At 60.8% G+C, this 18,284-nt stretch carries 18 protein-coding genes and 1 pseudogene; 6 read left to right on the plus strand and 13 right to left on the minus strand.

The window, feature by feature from the left end:
• Positions 1-648 precede the first annotated feature (648 nt).
• The 3 genes and pseudogenes from ACP7AL_RS09565 to ACP7AL_RS09575 form a co-directional block, all read right to left on the minus strand.
• Entirely contained in the window at positions 649-1,365 is a 717-nt protein-coding gene (locus ACP7AL_RS09565) for a hypothetical protein (protein WP_425990942.1), read from the minus strand.
• Positions 1,366-1,368: 3 nt separating this feature from the next.
• Entirely contained in the window at positions 1,369-1,833 is a 465-nt protein-coding gene (locus ACP7AL_RS09570; protein ID WP_425990944.1) for a hypothetical protein, read from the minus strand.
• 30 nt (positions 1,834-1,863) lie between these two features.
• Positions 1,864-2,185 (minus strand): annotated as a pseudogene (locus tag ACP7AL_RS09575) (SDR family oxidoreductase); the annotation flags it as partial.
• Positions 2,186-2,384: 199 nt separating this feature from the next.
• On the opposite strand from ACP7AL_RS09575, the gene ACP7AL_RS09580 reads away from it, so the two are divergent.
• Complete coding sequence (locus ACP7AL_RS09580) at positions 2,385-4,475, plus strand: putative bifunctional diguanylate cyclase/phosphodiesterase (RefSeq protein WP_425990946.1); 2,091 nt, start codon at positions 2,385-2,387, stop codon at positions 4,473-4,475.
• A 112-nt stretch (positions 4,476-4,587) separates the two neighbouring features.
• Here the strand turns inward: ACP7AL_RS09580 and ACP7AL_RS09585 are convergent, their stop codons facing one another.
• Entirely contained in the window at positions 4,588-5,340 is a 753-nt protein-coding gene (locus ACP7AL_RS09585; RefSeq protein ID WP_425990948.1) for an SDR family NAD(P)-dependent oxidoreductase, read from the minus strand.
• Between the two features lie 106 nt (positions 5,341-5,446).
• Here ACP7AL_RS09585 and ACP7AL_RS09590 point away from each other — a divergent pair, with 106 nt between their 5' ends.
• On the plus strand, positions 5,447-5,755 hold the full coding sequence (locus ACP7AL_RS09590; RefSeq protein ID WP_425990950.1) for an ArsR/SmtB family transcription factor: 309 nt from the start codon (positions 5,447-5,449) through the stop codon (positions 5,753-5,755).
• 175 nt (positions 5,756-5,930) lie between these two features.
• Here ACP7AL_RS09590 and ACP7AL_RS09595 read toward each other — a convergent pair whose 3' ends face one another.
• Entirely contained in the window at positions 5,931-6,659 is a 729-nt protein-coding gene (locus ACP7AL_RS09595; protein WP_425990952.1) for an outer membrane protein, read from the minus strand.
• 306 nt (positions 6,660-6,965) lie between these two features.
• Between ACP7AL_RS09595 and ACP7AL_RS09600 the strand changes: the two genes are divergently transcribed.
• Positions 6,966-7,934 (plus strand): AraC family transcriptional regulator, encoded by a 969-nt coding sequence (locus ACP7AL_RS09600; protein ID WP_425990954.1) that lies wholly within the window; start codon positions 6,966-6,968, stop codon positions 7,932-7,934.
• 134 nt (positions 7,935-8,068) lie between these two features.
• On the opposite strand, the gene groL is transcribed toward ACP7AL_RS09600, so the two are convergent.
• The 3 genes from groL to ACP7AL_RS09615 form a co-directional block, all read right to left on the minus strand.
• Entirely contained in the window at positions 8,069-9,709 is a 1,641-nt protein-coding gene (groL, locus tag ACP7AL_RS09605) for a chaperonin GroEL (RefSeq protein WP_006021277.1), read from the minus strand.
• A gap of 56 nt (positions 9,710-9,765) precedes the next feature.
• Positions 9,766-10,080 carry a co-chaperone GroES gene (locus ACP7AL_RS09610; RefSeq protein ID WP_006021276.1) on the minus strand — a complete coding sequence of 105 codons (315 nt, stop codon included), beginning with the start codon at positions 10,078-10,080 and terminating at the stop codon, positions 9,766-9,768.
• A 171-nt stretch (positions 10,081-10,251) separates the two neighbouring features.
• Positions 10,252-10,797, minus strand: a complete 546-nt coding sequence (locus ACP7AL_RS09615) for a DUF1353 domain-containing protein (protein WP_425990957.1) — start codon at positions 10,795-10,797, stop codon at positions 10,252-10,254.
• A gap of 291 nt (positions 10,798-11,088) precedes the next feature.
• Between ACP7AL_RS09615 and ACP7AL_RS09620 the strand changes: the two genes are divergently transcribed.
• Positions 11,089-11,388, plus strand: a complete 300-nt coding sequence (locus tag ACP7AL_RS09620; protein WP_024919035.1) for an usg protein — start codon at positions 11,089-11,091, stop codon at positions 11,386-11,388.
• Between the two features lie 165 nt (positions 11,389-11,553).
• Here the strand turns inward: ACP7AL_RS09620 and ACP7AL_RS09625 are convergent, their stop codons facing one another.
• The 5 genes from ACP7AL_RS09625 to ACP7AL_RS09645 form a co-directional block, all read right to left on the minus strand.
• Positions 11,554-12,297: an SDR family oxidoreductase gene (locus ACP7AL_RS09625; RefSeq protein ID WP_425990960.1), complete on the minus strand. Its 744-nt coding sequence runs from the start codon at positions 12,295-12,297 to the stop codon at positions 11,554-11,556.
• A gap of 60 nt (positions 12,298-12,357) precedes the next feature.
• Entirely contained in the window at positions 12,358-13,104 is a 747-nt protein-coding gene (locus ACP7AL_RS09630) for a proteasome-type protease (RefSeq protein WP_006021272.1), read from the minus strand.
• A gap of 231 nt (positions 13,105-13,335) precedes the next feature.
• Positions 13,336-14,160, minus strand: a complete 825-nt coding sequence (locus ACP7AL_RS09635) for a transglutaminase family protein (protein ID WP_024919036.1) — start codon at positions 14,158-14,160, stop codon at positions 13,336-13,338.
• Positions 14,161-14,267: 107 nt separating this feature from the next.
• Positions 14,268-15,212: an alpha-E domain-containing protein gene (locus ACP7AL_RS09640; RefSeq protein WP_006021270.1), complete on the minus strand. Its 945-nt coding sequence runs from the start codon at positions 15,210-15,212 to the stop codon at positions 14,268-14,270.
• A gap of 3 nt (positions 15,213-15,215) precedes the next feature.
• The gene (locus ACP7AL_RS09645; RefSeq protein WP_006021269.1) at positions 15,216-16,631 is read right to left on the minus strand and encodes a circularly permuted type 2 ATP-grasp protein; all 1,416 of its coding nucleotides are present in this window, start codon (positions 16,629-16,631) and stop codon (positions 15,216-15,218) included.
• A 423-nt stretch (positions 16,632-17,054) separates the two neighbouring features.
• Between ACP7AL_RS09645 and ACP7AL_RS09650 the strand changes: the two genes are divergently transcribed.
• Together ACP7AL_RS09650 and ACP7AL_RS09655 are read left to right on the plus strand one after the other, a co-directional pair.
• Positions 17,055-17,792 (plus strand): competence/damage-inducible protein A, encoded by a 738-nt coding sequence (locus ACP7AL_RS09650; protein WP_006021268.1) that lies wholly within the window; start codon positions 17,055-17,057, stop codon positions 17,790-17,792.
• Entirely contained in the window at positions 17,789-18,211 is a 423-nt protein-coding gene (locus ACP7AL_RS09655; protein WP_425990964.1) for a PaaI family thioesterase, read from the plus strand. The genes ACP7AL_RS09650 and ACP7AL_RS09655 overlap by 4 nt, the downstream gene beginning before the upstream one ends.
• The last annotated feature ends 73 nt before the right edge of the window (positions 18,212-18,284 follow it).

Here is an 18,284-nt window from a genome sequence, read left to right on the forward strand (position 1 = left end):
ATTCAAACAGCCCGCGCGCGGGGCTTGCCCCGTTCGCGCCAAAGACAACCCGCGCCGACAGAAGCCACGCGCCATCACCCCTGTTGTTATGACGGCGCGGGGGCGCCCGAATTGCTTTCATCGCTTCGCCCTGAGTGAGGGCGCGCGGAACGCCGGATGCGCGAGCGCATCCGCAGCCCCGTGTGCAAAAGTGAAAAGCACACGAGCATAGTCACCACGAACACGCCGTTTTCATCCGGCGTTCCGCACGCAATGGTTGGAACGGCCTGTTTCGCGCTCTCCCCGGTGGACGGGCTCTTTCGCCACCGTTCTGGAAACTACGATCTTCCGCCTTCTTCGCGAACGAAGCGACGGCTCGATGTCTCCGTTCGACGCCAGCATCGCGGCGCCAGGACCACACGACTTCAACCGTCCGCGTGCTGCGCTGTCGTCATCCGGCGCACTTTTCATGTGCCGGATCTGACGCCGCGCGCGGCCACCGCATCCCGCCCCGCGTATCGTGACGATCGCGAAACGCCCCTCATGACGAGGCGGGATGGGATCAACATAAGAGAGGTTTGGAGAGCGGGGATTGGCGTCCCCATCACGAAATATTGCAAATATTGCAGCAATCATGGGTCACACGGGGAACGAGCAAATCAGTCTGTATCAGAAACGTCGATAGACAGCAGTGATCAACGTTTCGACGTGGCTGCCAACACCCACCTCCGTAAATGTATGCGAGTTAGGGTGGCCAGCTGTATTGCGTCGATCCAGACAGCCCGTTAGCTCCTTGTTTTCGGCCTTAGTGATGATCTTTATGTGTTCAAGTATATTTAAGAATTCAGCTTCCTTAACCGCTTGAGCTAAGTCGTCGCTCGTTGCCGCGGGCTTGCTCTTAGGAAATCTTCTTTGCATTTCCGAATTAAACTCGGAAAGCTTGTGATTAAGAACGTGACTGTAAAGAAGATAGACTGCACCGACCCAGGTCAGCACAATCGCAGCCCGATAGGATTTGTTCCTAACGCAGGCAATTGCCTCCTCCACGAAACGCGCTTTGTCCGGATCGCGAAGGTCAAGGACGTATTTCTCCAAGCTTTGAGTCACGGGCGTGAGTACGCCGATTGCGGACATTAAGCCTCGGTTCTCAAGGGTGGAGCGTCCCGGACCAGTTAATGTCCAGCCCGTGGGAAGTAAAAGAGCATGTGGGCTTTTGCCAAGGAAGGCCGCCGGAGCAGATTTTGCTCCATCTTTCCAGCCGTTTTCTTTCGCGATCGTCTTGATATCGGCATTCATGACAGGACCATCGTGATGGCCCACGATGAGCAAGTACTTTTCTGTTTTGGAAATGTCTTTGCGCGTAAGTGCGTCACGAAGCTCGGTCACGAATCATATCTTTGTCTGAATCAGTTCTTGAGCAGATTGAGTTAGTGCGAAATTTCCAGACGAAGGCTCGTTGATTTCTCCAGCGCCGAGCAGACCGTCAATTGTCTTACCCAAATTGCCCCGCATCGATGGCTTATAAAATTTAGGTGCATTTTTCATCTCGCTGTGAATCTGCGCCCGCGAAGCTGGTTCAATTTTGTCACTTAGTTGCAACTTAGCGAGAGCGACTTTGAAGAGCTCGGGGGCCGATTTTGGCTGAATTTTTGCAGCGAGCGCGGCAGTCGTAAATTTCTTATCGGAGCCGACAGCCAGCGTTTCGATCTCGTCGATCTCATCGTCGGATACTCCTACACCTAACGCATCTACAATGGCCGAGATTAGATCCGGGAGGTCGTTCTTTAGATATTCGACTTCGCCCTCCCATTCGATTTCAATTCCTTTCGCCTTGATGCGCAATTTTGCAGTCATAACCCACCTGAATTTTGTTTATTGCATCACTCAACTATTGCGTGCGTTCAAAGTAAAGGGCTGTCGATACGTTTGCACTACTCTTTGCCGCAAACATAAACCCCCGGCATCGCTGCAGGACGCGCCTTCGGAGGCGAGGAAGGTGACGACCGAGGCGATCTCCTCGACCTTGCCGACGCGGCGCATCGGGATGGCGGTTTCGATCCAGGTGCGCAGCGCGCCTTCATGGAAGCCCGCGGACTTGAAGCCCTGACGATCATGCCCGGATTGACCGCGCTGACGCGGATCTTGCGCGCGCCAGCTCCTTCGACAGCACCTCAATGATCGCATCGGCCGACGCCCTGGCCGCGCTGGTGGCCTCGTATCAGCGGCGAAACGCTCTCATCAATGCGGCAAAACATCGTGAATAATTCCTGTCTCGGGGGCCGTTAAGCCGGCCCGCGCCCCAGCGTCTTCACCGGCTGGAAAGGCTGTTTGCACGTTCTGGACATGGAAACGCGTCCGAAACGCGGGATTAATACGTATGCGATCTGGTAGTCCCGGAGTTCGCAATGTCCAATTATTCAAATCTGTTGTTCGTTTATCATCACGGGTTGATTTTCATTGCCGCCGCGGTGTGCCTGTTCGGCACCTGGGTTGGAATGCGCCATTTCGCCCGGGCCCGCGCCACAGAGGGAGCCACCCGCTATGGCTGGCTGTTCATGGCCTCGCTTGGTACCGGCGCTGCCCTCTGGGCTTCCATCTTCATCTCCATCCTGTCTCAGGCGCCGCTGTTGCCCAGCGGCTTCGATCTCGCGCCCGTCGCGGGCGCTCTTCTGATTGCGATCGTCTCATGCGCGCTCGGGTTTGAAATCGGCAGCCGCAAGCGGCCGTCGCTCGCTCCCGAACTCGGCGGCATGGTGGTTGGCGCAGGCATTCTGGCCATGCACTACGTCGGCCTGAAGGGATGGCACGTCGCCGGCACCGTCACCTGGAACTGGTTCGGCATCGCGATCAGCATCATTTTCGGGCTTGGGCTCGGAGCCTTGTCCGTCAACCGGGCGAACCGGCCCGTGACCCGTTACTGCCGCCACGGCGCGGCTGTCGTGATGACGTTTCTCGTATGTGTCATGCATTACACGCTGCTGGCGTCTCATCACTTCATTGCCGACAGCGCTGTCCCCCTGCCGCCGAATCTTGTCTCGGCGCACACCCTCGCGATCGGCGTCGTCGGCGCGGTGCTGCTCGTCATCGGCAGCGGCTTTTCGTCGTACATCATCGATCTGCGCTCGCGCACCGAGGCAGCGGAGCGGATCTATCAATTGTCGTTCAACGACACGATGACCGGCCTGCCAAATCGTGTCGCCTTTAACGAGCGTCTGGCTTTCGATGTCTCGGACGCCCACGAGAAAGCTCACAAGCTCGCCGCGTTCTCCATCGATATCGACGGGTTCAAGGACGTCAACGACGTGTTCGGGCACAGCGTCGGAGATCTCGTGCTGATCGAGGTTGCTGAACGCATTCGCCGGATTCTGCAGCCCGGAGAATTTCTGGCGCGGCAAGGCGGCGATGAGTTTCTCGCCCTGCAAATGTCCGGAAATCAGCCGGTCACGGCGCAGCAATTCGCAGAGCGTATCAGCGCGGCACTGCGCGAACCGTTCAATGCAAAGGGTACGCCGGTCAAGCTGACGGCTTCGATCGGCTATGCCATTTTCCCGACCGATACGCCGGAGCGCGATCAGTTGCTGAGCAACGCCAAGCTCGCCATGCATCGCTGCAAAATCACCCAGCGGGGAACGACAGGCCGTTACGATCAGCGGATGGATGAACCGGCGCGCGACCGCCGCGCTCTGGCGCGCGACCTTCACTCCGCCATCGAGGGCAACGAGCTTCACCTCTGCTATCAGCTGCAGACGTCCCTGGCGGACGGATCGATCCGGGGGGCGGAGGCCCTGATGCGCTGGAATCATCCGACCCGCGGCGTCGTCTCGCCGGGGGAATTCATCCCGCTCGCCGAGGAATCCGAACTGATCATTCCGATGGGCATCTGGGCCTTGAGAACCGCCTGTCGCGATGCGGCCGAGGGCAAGGTTCCGGGCGTCGTGGCCGTTAATCTGTCACCGGTTCAGCTCAAACAGCCCGATCTGGTGGAAACCATTCACACGATCCTGCTGGAAACAGGTCTGTCTCCATCGCGGCTTGAAGTCGAGATCACCGAATCGTCGTTGATGAAAGACCAGACCAGCGCGATGCACGTTCTTCGCAGACTGAAGGGCATGGGCGTAACAGTCGCGATGGACGATTTTGGCACCGGTTATTCGTCGCTGGCGACGCTGCACGCGTTTCCGTTCGACAAGATCAAGCTCGACCAGTCGTTCGTCCGGAAAATTCCCGAAAACATGTCTGCCGTCGCCATTGTGCGGACCGTGCTGGCGCTGGGCAAGAGTCTCGGAATTCCCGTCCTTGCCGAGGGCATCGAGACTGAGGAACAACTGCGTTTTCTCGCGCGCGAGGGCTGCGATGAAGGGCAGGGCTATCTGATGGCGCGGCCGGTCGAAGCGGGAAAACTTGCGGATGCGATCGCTGCAATCGAGCGGCGCGCGGCGCAGCACGTTGACTTTGACGATGCCCTGACCCGGTCCGGCAGTATCGCCGCAGCATAATCAACCCCGGCATCGCTGCCGGGGTTTTGCATGTCGTATTTATTTGTTCGAGATTCCAGGTTTGCGGAGCGGCAATGAGGAATGCCGCACCGCGCCCGGTTGTGGCTGCCGCTTACTTGAATCCGCCGGTCACGTGCAGCGTTTCGCCGGTGATGTAGGACGCGCCTTCGGAGGCGAGGAAGGTGACGACCGAGGCGATCTCCTCGACCTTTCCGACGCGGCCCATCGGGGTGGCGGTTTCGAGCCAGGTGCGCAGTTCGCCTTCATGGAAGCCCGCGGACTTCACGCCTTCGGTGACGATCATGCCGGGATTGACCGCGTTGACGCGGATCTTCTTCGCGGCGAGCTCCTTCGACAGCACCGACGTGATCGCATCCACCGACGCCTTGGTCGCGGTGTAGACCGCCGAGCCCGGAGGCGCGATGGTCGAGACGCCCGACGAGATGTTGACGATACTGCCGCCGTTCGCATTGAAGTGCTGCACGGCTTCCTGCGAGACCAGCAGGAGACCCAGCACGTTCAGGTCGAAGTGCTTGTGGAAGTGCTCCGGCGTGATGGCCTCGAGCGGGGCGAACTCGTAGACGCCGGCGTTGTTGACCAGAATGTCGATCGGCCCGAGCGCCTTCACCGTGTCCGCCACGACGGACTTCGCGGCCTTCGCCTCGGAGAGGTTGCCGTGCACGGCGACGGCCTTGCCGCCCCTGGCCTTGATCTTCGCCACCACATCGTCCGCGCCCTGCTTGCTCGACGCGTAGTTGACGGCGACGCTGGCGCCTTCGTCTGCGAGCTGAAGCGCGATTTCCGCGCCGATGCCCTTGGATGCGCCGGTGACCAGCGCGACCTTGCCTTCAAGTTTCTTTGTCATGTCCTGTTCCCTTTATCCCGCCTGATGTCTCTCTTGGATCAATTATCCAATAGTTCCGAAATATTGAACTATTGAACCAGTTCAAGGGGCGTCCTATATTATTTTTATGGTGCAGTTCGTTCATCCCGCGAGGCAGGACATCACGCTGGCCGGCGTGCTCGCCGCGCTGGCCGATCCGGCGCGGCTGATGATCGTCAAGAGCCTGATCGGCCAGAAGGATTGCATGTCGTGCACGGCGGTGGGCCCATGCAACATGGCCAAGTCGACGCTGTCCAATCATTTCCGCGTGCTGCGCGAGGCGGGCCTGATCCACACCACCAAGCAGGGCGTCGAGCATCGCAATGCCGTGCGCGTGGCCGACATCAACGCGCGCTTTCCCGGACTGTTGAAGACCATCCTCAAGCACGCGGACTAAGATGTAACTTCGTCTGGCTCTTAGTGGCGCGTGCGCCCGATCATTCAGCCCGGACGTTGAACACCGCACGCAGCCACCGCATCCCGCGCCATAGCGTCGAAGACGCACGTGCACGCGCTTTTTGGATCGTGACGATCGAGACAACGCCCCTCAGGCAATATCGGCGGAATCCGGATCAGAACCTGTAGTTCACACCCGCGCGAACCACGTCGATCTTGTTGTTGAAAGTCGTGATCAGCGCGGCGTTGGGAGCAGCGGCCGGGACGTTCGCCACGGTCGTATCTCCGAAGTCGTAATGGAGATATTCGACGCGAGCGGTCCAGTTGCTGGTCACAGCGTATTCAACGCCGCCTCCGATGACCCACCCCGACGACGTTGTGTCAAAAGACTGGGGAGTGAGCGGGACAACGAGCGTAATATTGGTCCGGTAGCTGATGCTGCCCCACGCCCCGCCGCCCGTCACGTAAACGAGCCAATGATTGGATGAATATCCCAGGCGGCCCCGGATCGATGCAAGCCAATTGATGTCTCGGGTGGCCTCATGGTGGAGTTCCGGCGGATAGGGAATGCCTCCGGAGGCAAAAGGTGCCGTGCCAAAGGCGTGAATGTTTGTGCCGGAAGAGTCCCCTTCGATGCCGAGCAGCCAGTTCGACGTGAATTGCCAATTATAGCCGATCTGGCCGCCGCCCACGATGCCCGAAGCATTGTTGCCGATGACGGCTGGATCGAAAGCTCCGGCCCCGGTCAATGCTGCCTTTGCGGAATCGTCGCTCCAGCCGCCGCCAAGGTGGCCGCCGATGTAGAAGCCGGTCCAGTTGAAGATCGGCGCGGCCTCGGGCGCAGCCAGAACGGGCGATAACGCCGCGATGGAAAGAATGGCGCCGGTCGCAATCAACGTCTTCATCCTGAAATGCCTTCTCAGTACTCGTCTGCTGTGTGATGTGAGGGATTCCGCTTCGCCTGTCTTGCACGCGGCGGAACAGCAATTGCACTTGGCGGCAGGCCTGCGGAAATCGTTCGCTGTGTTGCGCTGTTACAACGATGCACAGGGCTGTATCGCTGTGATTGACCTTAACGGCGCTGGGCTTGATTTAGGCGGAAGTATTGCCCGTTTTCGTGCCACCTGTTGGGTCGCCAGCCGCTGCCGTTCACGGTGGCGTGTGGTAGGGTGGTAAGGAAGGGGAACCCATTTGCAATACAGCAGGCGAACATGCCGAAGGTCGATTACTCGTCGGATCAGCTTCCCGCGCATTTGAGTGACAAGGCGCGCTTCATGTTGTGGCGCGATATCTGGCTGGAGCAGCTCGGCGCGGCCGAGATCAAGCACGCTGACGACAAGCCGTTCGCGACGTCGTCCAGGAATGTCATGCTCGGCAATCTCGGCGTCAGCCGATTCAGCACGACCACGAACCACTACGTTCGCACCCGCAAGCATGTCGCCAATGACCGTGACGACATCTACATCGGATTTTATCGCAGCCCCAAGCCGCAAATCTGGAGTGCGGGTAATCGCGATCTCACCATGAAGAACGGCAGCGTGATGGCCTACAATATCGCGCAACCATGTTCGAGCTTCACCGATGGCGTCACCTCATGGGTGATGGCCTCGATCCCGCGCGCGCAGATTCTCAAGGTCGTGCCGCATGCCGACGATCGCTCGGTAACCGCGCTCGACAGAAGCGATCCGATTGTGCGGCACCTCGAGCACACCATCGATTTTCTGCTCAATGCCGATGAAGTGCATGAATCGCTGCCTTTGATGCAGCATGCCGAAACCATGCTCGCCGATCTGATCGCGCTGGCGCTGGGCGCGCGCGGCGACGAAGCCCAGGTCGCGCAGACGCGCGGCCTGCGTGCTGCCCGCCTGCGTGAACTTTTATCGATCATCGAGGCGCGCTTTGCCGATCCCTCGCTCTCACCCGCCGCAATTGCGGAGAGTCTCGGGCTGTCCGACCGCTACGTGCGGGACCTGTTGTTTGAAAGCGGCGAGACGTTCTCCGAACGGGTGCTGGAATTGCGCCTGCAGAAGGCGCGCGCCATGCTCTCCGACCTGCGTTTCGACAGGCTGAAGGTGTCGGATATTGCGCTGGCCAGCGGCTTCAACGAAGTGACTTATTTCAACCGCTGCTTCCGCGCGCGCTTCGGCTGCTCGCCGACGCAATATCGCGGCGGGTTGTGAGGCGGGGCGCGGGGGATTCTCGCGGAATGAGAATGCCGCGCCGCCCTCGGAATGACAACGCGGAGCGGACAGAAAAGAAAAGGCCCGGATTGCTCCGGGCCTTTTGCATTTCGTAACTGCGAAAGACGCTTGGATCAGAAGTCCATGCCGCCCATGCCGCCGCCCGGCATTGCCGGTGCGCCAGCGCCACCCTTCTTCGGCACTTCAGCGATCATCGCTTCGGTGGTGATCAGCAGCGCCGCAACCGAAGCTGCGTTCTGGATCGCCGCACGCACGACCTTGGTCGGGTCGATGATGCCCTTGGTGACGAGGTTGCCGTATTCGCCGGTCTGCGAGTCGAAGCCGTAGGAATACTGCTCCTTCTCGAGCACCTTGCCGACGATGACCGAGCCGTCTTCGCCTGCGTTGATGGCGATCTGGCGGGCCGGAGCGGAGAGCGCCTTGCGGACGATCTCGACGCCGGTCTTCTGGTCGTCGTTCGCGGTCTTGATGCGCTTGAGCTGCTCGGAGGCGCGGAGCAGGGCGACGCCGCCGCCCGGCACGATGCCTTCTTCAACAGCCGCACGGGTCGCATGCATCGCGTCATCAACGCGATCCTTGCGCTCCTTCACTTCGACTTCGGTCGCGCCGCCGACGCGGATCACCGCGACGCCGCCTGCGAGCTTGGCCAGACGCTCCTGCAGCTTCTCGCGGTCGTAGTCCGAAGTGGTCTCTTCGATCTGCGCCTTGATCTGCTGAACGCGGGCTTCGATGTCGGCCTTCTTGCCGGCGCCGTTGACGATGGTGGTGTTTTCCTTGTCGATCATCACCTTCTTGGCGCGGCCCAGCATGTTCAGGGTCACGTTCTCAAGCTTGATGCCGAGGTCTTCCGAGATCGCCTGGCCGCCGGTCAGGATCGCGATATCCTGCAGCATGGCCTTGCGGCGGTCGCCGAAGCCCGGAGCCTTCACAGCGGCAACCTTGAGGCCGCCGCGGAGACGGTTGACGACGAGGGTGGCGAGAGCTTCGCCTTCGACGTCTTCAGCAACGATGACGAGCGGCTTGCCGGTCTGCACGACGGCTTCCAGCAGCGGAAGCAGTTCGTTCAGCGAGGAGAGCTTCTTCTCGTTGATGAGGATGTAGGCGTCGTCGAATTCAACGCGCATCTTGTCGGCGTTGGTGACGAAGTAGGGGGAGATGTAGCCGCGGTCGAACTGCATGCCTTCGACGACATCGAGTTCGGTGTCGAGCGACTTGGCTTCCTCAACGGTGATGACGCCTTCGTTGCCGACCTTCGCCATGGCCTTCGCGAGGAAATCGCCGATTTCCTTGTCGCCGTTGGCCGAGATGGTGCCGACCTGGGCGATCTCGTCGTTCGAGGTGACCTTCTTGGAGTTCTTGACGAGGTCTGCAACGACCGCTTCGACCGCGAGGTCGATGCCGCGCTTCAGATCCATCGGGTTCATGCCGGCGGCAACAGCCTTGGCGCCTTCCTTCACGATGGCCTGGGCCAGAACGGTCGCGGTGGTGGTGCCGTCGCCGGCAGCGTCTGCCGACTTCGAGGCCACTTCACGGACCATCTGCGCGCCCATGTTCTCGAACTTGTCTTCAAGCTCGATGTCCTTGGCGACGGTGACGCCGTCCTTGGTAATACGCGGAGCGCCGAACGACTTGTCGAGGACGACGTTGCGGCCCTTCGGACCGAGCGTCACCTTCACGGCGTTGGCGAGGATGTCGACGCCCTTGAGCATCTTGTCACGGGCTTCGACGCCGAATTTGACTTCTTTGGCGGACATGTTGGGTTTCCTTGAGTGTCAGGACAAGTTGGAATTCTGGGTGGGAGAGGGCGCTCTTAAGCGGCCTTCTTCTTGGCGCTGCCATCGGTGATGACGCCCATGATGTCGCTTTCCTTCATGATCAGCACTTCCTGGCCGTCGATCTTGACCTCGGTGCCGGACCACTTGCCGAAAAGGACGATGTCGCCGACGTTCAGGTCGATCGGGATCAACTTGCCGGCCTCGTCGCGGCCGCCCGGACCGACCGACAGGATCTCGCCCTGGGAAGGCTTTTCCTTCGCGCTGTCCGGAATGATGATACCGCCTTTGGTCTTCTCTTCGGCGTCGATGCGCTTGACCACGACGCGGTCGTGAAGCGGACGGAATTTCATGCAGTCCTCCTAATAGCTTGATAAGGCTAAGTTTTTTCAAATGTTAGCAGTCATGGTAGGCGAGTGCTACCGCAACTGACACGGACATAGGCCGATGGCGGGTGCCGGGCAAGGGTCTTTAGCAGAAAAATTGGCACTCTGATTTGACGGCTGCCAATTTTTGCTCAAGCGTTAACGCGGAGCCGGCCCCTCGTTTCCGGGCGATTGGGGCGGAGGCGGAGGTGTCCCGGTCTGCCGCCTGCGCTTGCTCACAATGTCCAGCTCCGGCCGGGGCGCGACCTCGGCGGGCATCGGCTTGTCGTTTTTCCAGGCCATGGCGCGGGCGGCCTGCAAGGACAGGAAACCAAAGGTGCGCACCGCCGCCCACATGATCCATCGGGTGAAGAAACCGACGCCGGAGACTTGCATCGCCTCATAAAAGATCGCGTCGGCGCGCTGCCTGGTCGGCGCCTCCGGGTGCGGCTCGGTGCCGGGGCGTAGCTCGTTGTAAAGATAGTCATGGACCACAGCGGCCCGGCTGTAGCGGCCCCACGTCGGCAGGAATGACTGGAAGAGACGCGGGATCGATGCGCCGTCGGTCTCGAACAGCTTGTGCACCTCGATCACGTGGCCGGAGTTCTCGTCGCCGACCTCATAGACCAGCGGCTGTTCAAGCCGCCACGTCCGGCAATCGACGTCCAGCTGCGTGATGGTGAGTTCGCCGGTGAAACGGCTCATGGCCCCGCTCCATATTTACGGGATGCGAGAGTCGCACGGGCGCGGCGAACTGTCAGCAGCAACCTTGTCAGCAGTCGCGGTGAGGTGCTGCTAATGCATTGAAAGATAACACTTTATTTAACATTTGAGCTTGTGATGAAGCTTCGTATTGGGTCAGATTCTCAGACAGCGCGTTTGTTCGCGACGTGGAATCCGGTTCGCGACTTGCGCGCTCAACAGAGAGTGGGTGCGAGCGCGTTCGACAAAACCGGTTGCCACTGTTTGCCGATCGCCTCCACCAAGGAGGTACTGATGGTCCCGAATGCTACCGTTTCTCAGGGCAACGTATCTGAGGACTTCAAACGGCAACTCGCCGGTTACGGCCTGACGACGGCCGAAATTCTCTACCGGCGCCCCGATCACCACTGGCTGCTGCAATCCTACGTCTGGCAGAACTACGACCTGTTCCCGAAATTTCCGGCGTTGAAGGATTTTCTCGCATTCTGGCAGGAGAAGCTGGAGGGACCGCTGGTTTCGGTCACCGTCGCGCACTCCAAGCTGATCAAGCCGGCTGAGATCAAGGCGATCGACGGCATGTTCCGGCTGCACTGAGCGGCTCGCGTCGCAATTCCTCGCCGTCATGGCCCGGCTCGTCCCGGCCATCCACGTCTTTCTGGATCTCCGGAAAGGATAAAGAGACGTGGATCACCGGGACAACCCCGGTGATGGCGACCGAGTATGTTGAGACTGCGCCGCGCGATTAAGAACCGTCTGGGTTCACCCGCGTCCGACGAACGGCATCTTGGTCGCCATGATGTTGAGGAACAGCGCGTTGGCGTCGAGCGAGCGCGTGGCCATGAACACGATGGCGTCGGCGACGTTCTGCACATCCATGCGCGGCTCGACCATGGTGTCGCCGCGCGGCTGCAGCACACCGCCGGCCATGCGCTCGGTCATCTCGGTGGCGGCATTGCCGATGTCGATCTGGCCGCAGGCGATGTCATAGGCGCGGCCGTCGAGCGCGGTGGCGCGGGTGAGGCCACTGATGGCGTGCTTGGTCGCGGTGTAGGGCGACGAGAACGGACGAGGGGCGTAAGCCGAGATCGAGCCGTTGTTGATGATGCGTCCGCCGCGCGGCGTCTGGTCCTTCATGATGCGGAAGGCGTGCTGGGTGCAGAGGAACGGCGCGGTAAGGTTGGTCGCCACCGTGGTCTGCCACTGCTGCAGGCTGATATCTTCCAGCGGCACCGGCGGCGTGCCGACGCCGGCGTTGTTGAACAGCACGTCGAGGCGGCCGAACGCGTCCATGGTCTTCGCGAACAGCGCCGCGATCGAGGCCGGATCGGTCATGTCGCTCGGCACGACGAGGCTCTTGCCCAGATCCTTGCCGGCCTTCGCGGTGTCTTCCAGCGCATCCTTGCGCCGTCCGGCCAGCACCACCGAGAAGCCGGCCTTCATCAGCGCCAGCGACGAGGCGCGTCCGATTCCAGAGCCCGCACCGGTGACGATTGCGACTTTCATTGGTTTCTCCCTTTTTACGCCGCTGCTGCGGCTTGTTCTGATTTTTAGTATGGCGGGTTGTCAGGTCTTCTGACCGTAAGGCGGACGCGGAATGCTCTGATGCGCGGCACGCAGCGCCGCCGACCAGCGCGAGCGCAGATCGTGGAAATACGGTTCGCCCGCTTCGATGCGATAGTTCACCTCGGCGTCGAGCACGTCGGGCCGCACCAGCAGAATGTCGATCGGCATGCCGACGCCGAGATTGGAGCGCATGGTCGAGTCCATCGATACGAGACCAACTTTGAGCGCGTCGTACAGATCGACGTCATAGGAGATCGCGCGGTCGAGCACCGGTTTGCCATACTTATGTTCGCCGATCTGCAGGTAGGGCGTGTCGGTGGTGCACTCGATGAAGTTGCCGGCGGTGTAGATCATGAACAGTCGCATCCGCGCGCCCTTGATCTGTCCGCCGAACAGGAACGACACGTCGAACGAGATGTCTTCCGCGCGCAGCGCGTTGCCCTCGAGTTTATGCACCTCGCGGATCGCCCGGCCGATCCGTTGCGCCGCCTGAAACATCGTCGGCGCATTCATCAGCGTCTCGACTTCGCCGGTGATCGGGTCCTCGAACCCCTCGTTCAGTGTCGAAATCACCGACTGGCTGATGGCGAGATTGCCCGCGGTGGCGATCGCCATGATGCGCTCGCCGGGGCTGCTGAAGATGTGCAGCTTGCGGAAGGTGGAGATGTTGTCGAGACCCGCATTGGTGCGGGTGTCGGCCATCATCACAAGGCCGTCACGAACCAGAATTCCGCAGCAATAAGTCATCAGTTCAAATCTCCAGACCGCGCATTTCTACGCGGCTGAGACGTGGGGGGCAACGGAAGAGGTGAGCTTGACAGGCCTAAGAAGCATGACAGTTGCCGTCATTGCGAGTAGCGCCAGCGACGAAGCAATCCATCTTCCGGCAGCAATATGGATTGCGCGAAGTTTATCATCGGGCCGGCGAAGCCGGACCCGTTGGCTCGCAATGACGCGAAACCGGAATCTCGCTCGTCGTCAGCTCTGGCTCTGCCGTCCGGCCTGATCGACCCGCACAGCGACTTCCAGCGTTTCGGTGCCGCCCCCGTAGCGGGTGCCGCGCGCCGGAGCTGCGCTCAGATAGTCGAGCCCGACCGCGACCCGGACATGGGCGTCGGTGGTGCAGATCGCGTTCGCGGCGTCGAAGCCGACCCATCCGAGCCTTTCGACATGGGCCTCCGCCCAGGCATGTCCGGCGTCCTGCGCGATCATGCCGTCCGAGCGCAGCAGATGCCCCGAGATATAGCGGGCGGGGACACCGGCGCTGCGCGCGCAGGCAATGAAGATGTGTGCGTAATCCTGACAGACGCCGCGCTTGAGCGCGAAGGCTTCCGGCGCAGACGTGCCGGCGTGGGTCGGATCGGTATCGAATGTCATGTGATCGTTGATCTGAAGCATCAGCGCATGGAGAAAGCCCAGCGTGTCTCCGGCTGCTTCGGTGTAGAGGTCGCTGGCGAACTTCGCCATGGCGGCGTTGACTTCGGTCAGCGGCGTCGCGCGCAGGAACAGGCTCGGCGGAAAACGCTCGTCGGTGCCGCGCAGCACGCCGCCGGTATCATGCGTCTCGACCAGGCCCTCGACATGGATGGTCAGGTCCGAGAGCGCACCATGGGTCAGCACATGCGTGACGTTGCCGAACGCATCCTGATGCACATCGAGGCGTGTATCGGTGGAGACGTCGATCTGCCAATCGGCGACATATTGTCCGTCATGGCTGCCGGGCGTCATGCGCAGGATCTGGATCACGCCGGTCGCCGGCGGCTCATAGCGATATGTCGTCGAGTGGGAAATTTTCAGGCGCATGGCAAAGCCGCAGTTTCGTGAGAAGGGCGTCAGTAGCACAACGCTGTCATTGCATTGTCGCAAATACGCATCGCAATGACGGGATGCAGCCCTGCATTCCGGGCAACTCAGATCAGATACTGTTTCGAAATGGTATCGCCCAGACGTGCGTTGTCTGCAATGAACTCCTGGATGAATTCATGCAACCCGCGCTGGAACAAATCATCCATGTGCGCGTGTTCCAGCCGGTTGCGGACACCGCGCGCGTGGCGCTGTGCGGCGCCCTGGCGCCCATAGGCGACGCCGATCTGGTCGAGATTGCGCACCAGATTGCCGTAGCAGCTCGCCAGCGAGCGCGGCAGCGATTCATTCAGGATCAGCAGGTCGGCGATCAGCCACGGTTTCAGCGTCTCGCGATACACCCAGTGATAGGCGGTGAGCGCCGAGACCGACCGCAGGATCGAGGTCCACTGATAGTAGTCGAGCGGGCCGCCGACATGTTCTTCTTCGGGCAGCAGCACGTGATACTTCACGTCGAGGATGCGCGCGGTGTTGTCTGCGCGTTCCAGATGCAGCCCGAGCCGCGAGAACCAGTAGGCGTCGTTGCGCAGCATGGTGCGGTAGGCGGAGCCGTCGAAACGCAGCGATGTCTCCTGCACGAAACGCAGAAACTTGGTCAGGTCCTCGCGCGTCTTCGCGCCCTTGGGCCAGCAGGCATGCAGTTCGATCCATGCGCTGTTGATGGTGTCCCACATCTCGCTGGTGAGCGCAGTGCGCACCGAGCGCGAATTCAGCCGCGCGTTCTCGATGCAGTTGCGGATCGAGGACGGATTGTCGGGCGAGAACGACAGGAAATCGACAACGGTGCGCTCGTTGGCCTCGTCGTGAAACCTGTAAAAGATGTCATCGATCCCCGCCGTGAGCAGCGCGGATTCCCATTCGTTGCTCTTGCCGACATAGGCGTCCGGCAGCGCGGTGGCGCGCAGCGTCGCCTCGATGGTGCGGGCGAGATATTCCGCCCGTTCGACGTAGCGGGCCAGCCAGTACAGACTTTCTGCGGTGCGCGACAGCATGTGTTACTCGAGAATCCAGGTGTCTTTGGTGCCGCCGCCCTGGCTGGAATTGACCACGAGCGAACCTTCCTTCAGCGCCACGCGGGTCAGACCGCCGGGCACAACGGTCACGTGATCCTTGCCGGTCAGCACGAACGGCCGCAGATCGACGTGACGCGGCGCGAGGCCGGACTCGGTGCAGGTCGGACAGGTGGAGAGCGCCAGCGTCGGCTGGGCGATGAAGCCTTCCGGCTCCTTCATCAGTTTGGCGCGGAAGGCCTCGATCTGCTCCCTGGTGGCGGCGGGGCCGATCAGCATGCCGTAGCCGCCCGAACCATGGACCTCCTTGACGACGAGGTCTTTCAGGTTGTCGAGGACGTATTTCAGATCCTTCGGCTCGCGGCAGCGATAGGTCGGGACATTCTTCAGGATCGGCTCTTCGCCGAGATAGAATTTCACGATGTCCGGCATGTAGCTGTAGACCGCCTTGTCGTCGGCGATGCCGGTGCCGACGGCATTGGCCAGCGTGACGTTGCCGGCGACGTAAGCCGACATCAGGCCGGGAACCCCAAGCACCGAGTCGGGACGGAAGGTGAGGGGATCGAGGAAATCGTCATCGACGCGGCGATAGATCACGTCGACACGTTTCAATCCCTCGGTGGTGCGCATGAACACTTCATCGTTCTTGACGATGAGATCGCGGCCCTCGACCAGTTCGACGCCGAGCTTGTCCGCCAGGAACGAATGCTCGTAATAGGCCGAGTTGTAGATGCCCGGCGTCAGCAGGGCGACGGTGGGCTCGGCCTTCGAGGTAAGCGGCGCGACCGAACGCAGGGCGGCCAGCAGTTCGTCAGGATAGTTCTCCACCGGCGCCACGCGATGCCGCGCGAACAGATCCGGAAACAGCCGCATCATGATTTCGCGGTTTTCCAGCATGTAGGACACGCCGGACGGCGTCCGCGCATTGTCTTCCAGCACGTAGAAGTTCTCAGAGTCGACGCGCACGATGTCGATGCCGGCGATATGGACATAGACGTCGTGGGGGACGTCCTGCCCGTTCATTTCCGGCCGAAACACCGGGTTCTGGAAGATCAGGTCGTCGGGGATGATCTTGGCGCGGAGAATGTCGCGGTTGTGATAGATGTCGCCGAGGAACATGTTGAGCGCCTTCACGCGCTGCTTCAGTCCCTTTTCCATTGTCGTCCATTCCTTGCCGGACAGGATCCGGGGAATGACGTCGAACGGGATCAGCCGCTCGGTGGATTCGGCCTCGCCGTAGACCGCGAAGGTGATGCCGATACGCCGGAATAAGAGTTCTGCTTCCTGGCGCCGGTATTCCAACGCGTCCGGAGGGGTCTCCTTCAGCCAGAGGCTGAGCTCGTGGTAGGCGGAGCGAAGGTCTCCACCGGTCCCATTCATTTCATCGAAGGCAACTGACATAAACCAGAACGCTTCCTTCACGCCAGTGGTCCGATTCTAACATTCGCCACCCCATTTCAGCGGGCGTCCTTGCGAATGTTAGAATCGACGGACCACTGGCAAAATATAGGTTTCTAGTGGAGTTTTGGATTTGACATTCGCCTCGTGGCCTCGCTGCTCGTTGGGTAGCGAATGTCAAATCCACTCCACTAGGGAGATACCAGATCCGCTGCTCAAACTGATGGTAGCAAGGCTTGGGCCAGCGCGATATGCATTGCCTGCGGGCAATTGGCGTGACCTTGCGTCGATCTGCCTGAAAAACGGGCGGGCGGTTGCCCAGGGATGCGGCAAAAGCTCGTGACTTCAATGCGTTGCGTGCGCCAGGGTTCCGGGCGTACCGGTAGATGACCGGCACACCGGTTTGGGACAGGTAGGAGAGTCAAGATGAGTGAGATCGTCACCGCCGGCATTCTTGTGATCGGCGATGAAATCCTGTCCGGGCGCACCAAGGACAAGAACATCGGCTTCATCGCCGAATACCTGACCAACATCGGCATCGACCTGAAGGAAGTGCGGGTGGTCGCCGACGACGAGGACGCGATCATCTACGCGCTCGACTCGCTGCGGCAACGTTACACCTATGTCTTCACCACCGGCGGGATCGGCCCGACCCACGACGACATCACCGCCGACAGCGTGGCCAAGGCGTTCGGGGTCAAGATCGACCATCACCCCGAGGTCGTCGCACGCTTCAAGGAGCGCTTCGGCGCGGACCTGAACGAGGCGCGGCTGCGGATGGCGCGCATCCCGGACGGGGCGGAGCTGATTTCGAGCGCGACCATCCTCGCGCCAGGCTTCAAAATCGGAAATGTCATTGTGATGGCCGGCGTGCCTTCGATCATGCAGGCGATGATGGACATCGTCTCGCCGAAGCTGAAATCCGGCGTGCGGATGCTGTCGGAGTCGGTGCGCGCCAATGCGCGGGAAGGCGACATCGGCACGCCGCTGCGCGCCATCCAGGAAGCCCATCCCGATACCAGCATCGGCAGCTATCCGTTCCTCGACGAGAACGGCAAGCCGAACACCAATGTCGTTGTGCGCTCGCGCGATGAGGCCAAGCTGCGCGCGGCGATGACGGACGTCGAAGCCATGCTGGCAAACCTCAAGGTCGCCAAAATATGAGCGAGCGATTTTTCGAGGCCATCGCCGCGGGGAAGCTTCCGCCGCCGGAATGCGCCAGGACGCTGGGCCTTGAAATCATCGCTTACGATCTCGATGCGCATACCGTGGAACTGGGGTTCGACGGCAAGCCGGAGTTCGCTAATCCCATCGGCATCGTGCAGGGCGGTTTCCTGTCCGCGATGCTGGACGATTGCATGGGGCTCGCGTCCGCAACCATGATGAACGTCGGAGAGTTCGCGCCGACGCTCGCGCTCAATGTCCAGTTTCATCGTCCGGCGAAGATCGGCAAGCTCAAGGGCTTTGGACGCGTGACGATGCGCGGCAAGGAAATCTTCCATCTTGCCGGCGAGCTGTTTCAGGATGACAAGCTGGTGGCGACCGCCAATGCGACGTCGCTGTTTCGTAAGATCGCGTTGTGATGGCGGGAGACCGTCAGGTCCGAGAGCGCACTCCTTCTCCCCGGCGGGGAGAGGGTTGGGGTCAGGGGCTCGA

The sequence above is a fragment of the Afipia sp. DC4300-2b1 genome, assembly GCF_049895725.1.
Taxonomy (GTDB): domain Bacteria; phylum Pseudomonadota; class Alphaproteobacteria; order Rhizobiales; family Xanthobacteraceae; genus Afipia; species Afipia broomeae.

Coding starts and splice junctions, on each gene's coding strand:
- ACP7AL_RS09570 (WP_425990944.1), bottom strand. CDS start 1,833: ATGACTGCAAAATTGCGCATCAAGGCGAAAGGAATTGAAATCGAATGG.
- ACP7AL_RS09580 (WP_425990946.1), top strand. CDS start 2,385: ATGTCCAATTATTCAAATCTGTTGTTCGTTTATCATCACGGGTTGATT.
- ACP7AL_RS09585 (WP_425990948.1), bottom strand. CDS start 5,340: ATGACAAAGAAACTTGAAGGCAAGGTCGCGCTGGTCACCGGCGCATCC.
- ACP7AL_RS09590 (WP_425990950.1), top strand. CDS start 5,447: ATGGTGCAGTTCGTTCATCCCGCGAGGCAGGACATCACGCTGGCCGGC.
- ACP7AL_RS09595 (WP_425990952.1), bottom strand. CDS start 6,659: ATGAAGACGTTGATTGCGACCGGCGCCATTCTTTCCATCGCGGCGTTA.
- ACP7AL_RS09600 (WP_425990954.1), top strand. CDS start 6,966: ATGCCGAAGGTCGATTACTCGTCGGATCAGCTTCCCGCGCATTTGAGT.
- groL (WP_006021277.1), bottom strand. CDS start 9,709: ATGTCCGCCAAAGAAGTCAAATTCGGCGTCGAAGCCCGTGACAAGATG.
- ACP7AL_RS09610 (WP_006021276.1), bottom strand. CDS start 10,080: ATGAAATTCCGTCCGCTTCACGACCGCGTCGTGGTCAAGCGCATCGAC.
- ACP7AL_RS09615 (WP_425990957.1), bottom strand. CDS start 10,797: ATGAGCCGTTTCACCGGCGAACTCACCATCACGCAGCTGGACGTCGAT.
- ACP7AL_RS09620 (WP_024919035.1), top strand. CDS start 11,089: ATGGTCCCGAATGCTACCGTTTCTCAGGGCAACGTATCTGAGGACTTC.
- ACP7AL_RS09625 (WP_425990960.1), bottom strand. CDS start 12,297: ATGAAAGTCGCAATCGTCACCGGTGCGGGCTCTGGAATCGGACGCGCC.
- ACP7AL_RS09630 (WP_006021272.1), bottom strand. CDS start 13,104: ATGACTTATTGCTGCGGAATTCTGGTTCGTGACGGCCTTGTGATGATG.
- ACP7AL_RS09635 (WP_024919036.1), bottom strand. CDS start 14,160: ATGCGCCTGAAAATTTCCCACTCGACGACATATCGCTATGAGCCGCCG.
- ACP7AL_RS09640 (WP_006021270.1), bottom strand. CDS start 15,212: ATGCTGTCGCGCACCGCAGAAAGTCTGTACTGGCTGGCCCGCTACGTC.
- ACP7AL_RS09645 (WP_006021269.1), bottom strand. CDS start 16,631: ATGTCAGTTGCCTTCGATGAAATGAATGGGACCGGTGGAGACCTTCGC.
- ACP7AL_RS09650 (WP_006021268.1), top strand. CDS start 17,055: ATGAGTGAGATCGTCACCGCCGGCATTCTTGTGATCGGCGATGAAATC.
- ACP7AL_RS09655 (WP_425990964.1), top strand. CDS start 17,789: ATGAGCGAGCGATTTTTCGAGGCCATCGCCGCGGGGAAGCTTCCGCCG.